5 protein-coding genes are annotated in these 6,580 nt (G+C 40.8%); all 5 read left to right on the top strand.

Annotated features, from left to right (window positions below):
- Positions 1 to 1,661, top strand: a 1,661-nt coding sequence (locus ACTB00_RS11555) for a helix-turn-helix domain-containing protein (RefSeq protein ID WP_463300074.1), incomplete at its 5' end; no start/stop codon positions are given.
- A 118-nt stretch (positions 1,662 to 1,779) separates the two neighbouring features.
- On the top strand, positions 1,780 to 2,655 hold the full coding sequence (locus tag ACTB00_RS11550; RefSeq protein ID WP_463300073.1) for a pyridoxamine kinase: 876 nt from the start codon (positions 1,780 to 1,782) through the stop codon (positions 2,653 to 2,655).
- A gap of 94 nt (positions 2,656 to 2,749) precedes the next feature.
- Positions 2,750 to 3,580: an HAD family hydrolase gene (locus ACTB00_RS11545; RefSeq protein ID WP_463300072.1), complete on the top strand. Its 831-nt coding sequence runs from the start codon at positions 2,750 to 2,752 to the stop codon at positions 3,578 to 3,580.
- 699 nt (positions 3,581 to 4,279) lie between these two features.
- Positions 4,280 to 5,629, top strand: a complete 1,350-nt coding sequence (locus ACTB00_RS11540) for a sugar porter family MFS transporter (RefSeq protein ID WP_463300071.1) — start codon at positions 4,280 to 4,282, stop codon at positions 5,627 to 5,629.
- 20 nt (positions 5,630 to 5,649) lie between these two features.
- Positions 5,650 to 6,552, top strand: coding sequence for a carbohydrate kinase family protein (locus ACTB00_RS11535; RefSeq protein ID WP_463300070.1), 903 nt, complete (start codon positions 5,650 to 5,652; stop codon positions 6,550 to 6,552).
- The last annotated feature ends 28 nt before the right edge of the window (positions 6,553 to 6,580 follow it).

Genomic DNA, 6,580 nt, shown 5'->3' with positions numbered 1-6,580 from the left:
CGTTTCCAACTGATTCTGAATTACGGTTGAAGGTTGGCGCGCAGGTCATGTTTGTAAAGAACGATCCTGATCCTGAAAAACGATTTTATAACGGTAAGATTGGTAAGATTACCGACATTGAGGAGAAGATTGTTTCGGTGAAGTGTCCCGGTGATGAAAGTGAGATTGAAGTGAGTGCTTTATTGTGGGAAAACGTGAAGTACTCGATTGACAAAAATACAGCCGAAATCAAAGAGGAATTGGAAGGTTCATTTAGCCAGATCCCATTAAAGTTAGCATGGGCCATCACCATTCATAAAAGCCAGGGGTTAACATTCGACAAGGCGGTTATTGATGCCGAAGCATCGTTTGCACACGGACAGGTTTATGTGGCTCTCAGCCGGTGCAAAACACTGGAAGGGCTGGTGCTGAAAACCCCGATTTCAAACCAAAGTATTATAACTGATCAAACGGTTCACGGCTTTATTCAACAGGTTGAGGAAAACCAGCCCGGCGAAAAAGAGTTGAGCGAGGCGAAAGTACTTTTTCAGAAAGAACAACTGTTGGAACTTTTCCGCTTTTACCGGATTGCTTATCTGGTGAATTCAATCAACAAAACGATCCATGAAAATCGGGGGAGTTTTACAGATGTGTTTGTCGAACGGTTTCGAAAAATGAAAGATGCCCTGCAAGCAGAAGTGGTTGGAGTAAGTGACAAATTTCAACAGCAGATTGAGAGTCATTTACAGGAAATGCCTGATGTGGAAAAGAATGATAAGCTTCAGGAGCGAGTCAAAAAAGCCGCCGGTTATTTTCAGGATAAAGTACAAACCATTATCGTTGAGGGGATTGAAAAAGCGGACCTTGACATCGATAATAAAACAATAAAGCGTCAAATTACCAGATGGGCGGGAGATTTGGAGCAGGAAGCTAAAGCAAAAATGGCTGGTTATGCAGCGTGTAACAATGGTTTTTATGTGAATGAAATTATGGATGCCCGGGCAAAGGCTTTGATTGAAAATAGTCCTTCGAAGCCTAAAAAGCAAAAGGCGAAGGAAATTACGAATCTGGAAGATATTCCGCATCCTGAGCTTTTCAACTTGCTCCGTTCTTTTCGATATGAAAAATCGACAGAACTTGGGATTCCTCCGTACATGATCTTTTCGCAAAAATCATTGATCGAGCTGGTCAATTACCTGCCAACGGATTCTGCATCCTTAGCGTTGATCAACGGACTCGGGGCAAGGAAAATTGAACAGTTCGGAGCCGATATTACTGACTTGATTCTCGGCTATTGCGAAGAAAATAAAATTGACCGCGGAGAAATTCCGCTGAAGGAAGTTTCGAAGGAGAAGAAGGAGCCAAAACCGGACACCAAAAAAATGAGTCTGGAGATCTTTCAATCGGGGAAAAATATTCAGGAAGTAGCTGCAGCACGAGGATTGGCAGCATCCACCATTGAAAGCCATTTGGCTCATTTTGTTAGGGAAGGAGAACTTGACGCACTCCAGTTTCTGACCAAAGAAAAGCTTGATAAAATTATTTCCTACTTTGAAAAAGCTGAAAACAAAAGCTTTTCTGCTGCTCGTGAGGCTTTGGGTGACGGTTTTAGTTATGGCGATTTGCGAATGGGATTGAGTTTTCTTGAATGCAGACAAAAGGGTGTATCGGAGGATAAATAATCATCAATCTCAATTAAATTTTAACAGCGAAGAGTCGCTTATCTCTCATTGTTTAAATAACAACTTGTCAGTATTTCTTTACTTTTGGCAAGTACATCAACAAATAAAAGTCGATCGAATGAAACGAAACAGTGTTCCCCGCGTGGCGGCAATTCATGATTTAAGTGGTTTTGGACGTGCATCGCTCACAGTCGTAATCCCGATCTTGTCATCGATGGGAGTGCAGGTTTGTCCGCTTCCAACAGCTGTGCTTTCGTCGCACAGTGCGTTCCCAAACTTTCATGCGGTGGATTTAAGCAAGGATTTGCAACCCATGATTGATCACTGGAAAGAGCTGGAAGTTGATTTTGATGCGATTTATTCGGGTTATTTGGGAGCTGCCAGCCAAGTGGACACGGTTGTTCAGTTTATACAGGATTTTTCGAAGTCTGATCCCTTAGTTGTTGTTGATCCGGTGCTTGGCGACAATGGTAAATTGTATACCGCGTTCAATTCGGAAATGGTAGAAAAGATGAAGGAGTTGGTGTCGTCGGCAGATGTGATCACCCCAAATCTGACCGAAGCAGCTTTTCTTTTGAATGAAAAGCACAATAAAGGTATTGAGTTGTCTGAGTTGAAAGAGTGGGTTTTACGGCTTGCTGATTTGGGCCCCGAGAAAGTAATCATTACCAGCGTACCGAATGGAGATTCTAGAAATAACTCATCGGTTATTGCGTACAACAAAGTTGATCACCGGTTTTGGCGTGTCGGATGCGATTACATTCCCGCACATTATCCGGGAACAGGTGACGCCTTTGCCAGTGTGATGGTTGGTTCGCTGTTGCAAGGCGATAGTCTACCAATTGCTCTGGATCGGGCCGTTCAATTTATTTCGATGGGTGTTCGGGCCACGTTTGGGCACAACCACCGACCAACCGAAGGCATCTTGCTGGAAAAAGTACTGCCCTCGTTGAGTGCTCCGGTGCAAATTAGTAGTTACCAGTTATTGGATTAAGTGATGAAAAGAGCATTTAAATATATTCACACACAGAAGCATGATTATTTAGAGCGAGTTCCATGTGTTGCAAAAAATAAACAATTATAAACACATGAAAGACATCCGTTTAGTGGCCACCGACCTGGATGGCACATTTTTAAAAAATGATAAATCGATTAGTGAGGATGACATCCAAATGTTGAATATTTTGGGTGAGCGTAGCGTGTTACGCGTTGTTGCTACCGGACGTAATTTTCAAAAGGTTCAGGAAGTAATTCCGGAACATTTGCCTTTCGATTATGTGGCATTTTCTTCTGGTGCAGGAATTTACGATTGGAAAGCGAAGAAACTGGTTTATCAGCAAAATCTTTCGCGAGAAACGACTCAGGGAATCATTCAGTATTTTGTTCGTAAAAAGATGAATTTTCATTTGTTTCGCGCGGTACCTGAGAATTTTAGATGTTGGTATTTTCGGGGAGAAAATTCTTGTGAAGAGTTCGAGCGCTATTTTGAATTTCACAATGCAGTGTCTGAGAAATTACCAATACTGAAAAAACTACAACATGACGCGTGCCAGTTTCTAATCATTTTTCCGAATAAACCGGATTTGTTTTTCCAGATAAAATCAGAATTGAAAAAGCAATTTGACGATATCAAGGTTGTCAGAACTTCGTCGCCGCTGGATACCAATTTCATTTGGATGGAGATTTTTCACAGAGATGTGTCGAAAGGAAATGCTGTTAAGTTTTTGTGCGATCAGGAAAATATTCATCATCACATGACATTTGGTATTGGCAATGATTACAATGACCTGGATTTGTTGAATTTTACTTCGCACTCTTATTTGGTCGACAATGGGCCGGAAGAGTTGAAATCTCTTTTCCGTAAGGCATTGTCAAACGAGGAAAGTGCTTTCAGTCAGTCGTTAAAAAAGTATTTGTAATTGAAGTCAGAGTGATAGAAAGCATTGCATTATTTTGCAAAAAAATAAAAATTTGTCAAATAATTGTGTAAGCGGATTCTTTATATAATGGGAGAAGTGCAACTAAAAAGTTTAATAAACATTCGATAAGTCGGTTTTCAGCATGCATTTTTACCCTTCGATTAAAAAAAAATGTTTTAGCGTGAAAATAATCGTGTCGGTCCCTCTATAGAGGCTCGTTTATGCAAATTCATTTTGACATGGTGCGCTATACTATATTTTCTACCTCTGAGCTATCGTCCACCTCAATCTACTAGCTATATGGAAAAGACGCTGAAGGATCGTCGTTAAAGTAAGCCACAACAAAAATTCCCCGAGTTAGGGAAACGAGATTAGGATACAGGTAGCATCGCAGATGAAATGGGCAATGAATAATTAGAACATCATAGAAAGCTAACTGATTCAAATTTCATCATCGAATAACAAAAGGCTTTCAGTCCTAAAAAAAATAATGGTGTTTTCAGTTCGTTGTGGTTCGTTAAGCTGTTTGACAATCAATGATTTTTGGTAGCATGTTTACCAAACTTGTTACATAAGTGACAGCTTTTGTTATAAAAGTTGAAAATGTAACATGGTTGCTAAACACCGTATCATTAACTAAGTGGGTTGGATACGGAGCATCGTAAGTTTGCTCTAAATCTATTTAAACCAATACTTCGAATGAAAACACAAAACGTATTTACTGTTGCAATCATTATTGCCCTAGGAGGATTTCTGTTTGGTTACGACATTGCGATGATGTCAGGAACTACTTCACAGCTTGAACAGCTGTTTGATTTAAATAGCTTCTGGCTGGGATTTACAATTGCTATCGCTATTTTGGGAACTATTGTGGGGACTTTAATAATTGGGAAGCCTGCTGAAAGATTTGGTCGACGCCGTTCGCTGATTGCTTTGTCCGGTTTATTTGCTTTGTCTACTATTGGTAGTGCGACTGCTATAAATTGGGAGCTTTTATTATTCTTTCGTTTTATAACAGGTGTGCTATTGGGATGTATTTCAGTGGTTACTCCCATGTTTATTGCCGAAATATCGCCAGCCAAAAAGCGCGGACAGCTGGTATTGTTAAACCAGTTTTTTGTGGTAACTGCCATTTTTATGGCATTTGTAGTCAATTATCTTTTGGCACAAGTCTTTGAAACTGGATCATGGCGTTGGATGATTGGTGTTGAAGCAATTCCGGCTGCCTCCTTCTTTTTACTGCTGAATTTGGTGCCCGAAAGTCCACGATGGTTGGTTAATCAGGGGCGCAACGACGAGGCTCTTGCCGTTTTTACCCGAATTAAAGCTGAAAATCCGAAACAAGAAGTTCGTATTGTTCAGGAGTCTGTAGCGCAGGAGATTTCTATGGATCAGGGGAAATTATTTACGAAAGAAAACCGATTTCCTATTCTAATTGCCATTTTAATGGCCGCTTTTAATCAGTTGGCCGGTATAAATGCCATCATGATTTACGCACCACGGGTTTTCGAAATGGCCGGATTCGCAACTGGAGCGTCATTGCTGCAGTCGATCTCAATTGGTGCAACAAACTTGCTATTCACCTTTGTCGCATTGTTCCTAATTGATAAATATGGACGCCGTACACTTTTAATGATCGGATCAGTAGGTATGGTATTTTTTCTCGGAATGCTTTCAAAGTCATTTTTCACTGGAAACTATTCTGATTTGGGAGGTTACGGAGTTATGATTTATTTGATGGGATTCATCGCCTTCTTTGCTTTCTCTCAGGGAGCGGTTCTTTGGGTTGTTATTTCAGAAATCTTCCCTAATAAGGTGCGTTCAAAGGGACAGGCACTAGGTACATTTACTCACTGGATAATGGCAGCAGCTTTAATTTGGGGATTTCCGGTTTTAAATAACGTAGTTGGTGGCGGGCCTGCCTTTGGCTTCTTTGCCATCATGATGGTGCTGCACTTTTTCTTTGCCTGGAAAGTACTACCCGAAACCAAAGGTAAATCTTTGGAAGAAATACAAGTAGATATGAAAAAACGTCATCAGAAGTTGTAACTAAACTAAATTCAAGAATAATGAAAATCAAAAATAAGCAAATACTTTGCATTGGAGAGGTATTGTGGGATCGTCTTCCATCAGGAGCAAAACCCGGTGGAGCTCCTATGAATGTGGCTTTGCATATGAATGCTATTGGTCAAAACGCAGCGATTTCAAGTCGAATCGGGAATGATGAAGCAGGTAGAGAATTGAAGACCTTTATCGAACGTTCCGGTTTAAGTTCCGAATATATTCAAGTTGATGAAAAGTTACCAACCAGTGAAGTGCTGGTGCATTTGGATGCCAACAACAATGCGACCTACGAAATATGTGAACCAGTTGCATGGGATAATCTCCAGCTGACTGATTCATTACAGTCTAAAGCAAAAGAATGTGGGCTTTTAGTATATGGTTCGTTGGCTTCGCGAAATGAGCAAACCCGCAATACGCTTGTCAAACTCCTCGAAGGTGATGCGATAAAACTGATTGATGTTAACCTCCGAAAACCTTACGATAGGCGGGAAATTGTTGAGCCTTTGCTACAGAAATCTGATATGATCAAGTTAAATGACGACGAATTGCGTGTTTTTGCTGGCTGGCATAATAAACACAACCTCACTGAGAAAAAGATGGTTCAGTGGTTGTCGGAGCATTATGATGCTGAGTTGGTCTGTGTTACAAAAGGAGAAAATGGTGCAGAGTTATATTGCGAAGGTAATTTCTATGAGCATCCGGGATTTAAAATTAATGCCGTAGATACTGTTGGTGCTGGAGATGCTTTTCTGGCAGGACTGGTTTCTGCTATGTTCGAAAATAAGTCATACAAAGATGCACTGGCATTTGCATGTGCCACAGGAGCATTTGTAGCTTCCAAAGCAGGAGCAACGCCGAAATACGATATGCAGGAAATCAAACAAATCCTGATGTCGAACATAGAATAGCAACCATATCAGGTTCTGGGAGTTTTTT

This window comes from Sunxiuqinia sp. (assembly GCF_055140945.1).
This window is presented reverse-complemented; position numbering and strand designations above follow the sequence as displayed.

Coding starts and splice junctions, on each gene's coding strand:
- ACTB00_RS11550 (WP_463300073.1), top strand. CDS start 1,780: ATGAAACGAAACAGTGTTCCCCGCGTGGCGGCAATTCATGATTTAAGT.
- ACTB00_RS11540 (WP_463300071.1), top strand. CDS start 4,280: ATGAAAACACAAAACGTATTTACTGTTGCAATCATTATTGCCCTAGGA.
- ACTB00_RS11545 (WP_463300072.1), top strand. CDS start 2,750: ATGAAAGACATCCGTTTAGTGGCCACCGACCTGGATGGCACATTTTTA.
- ACTB00_RS11535 (WP_463300070.1), top strand. CDS start 5,650: ATGAAAATCAAAAATAAGCAAATACTTTGCATTGGAGAGGTATTGTGG.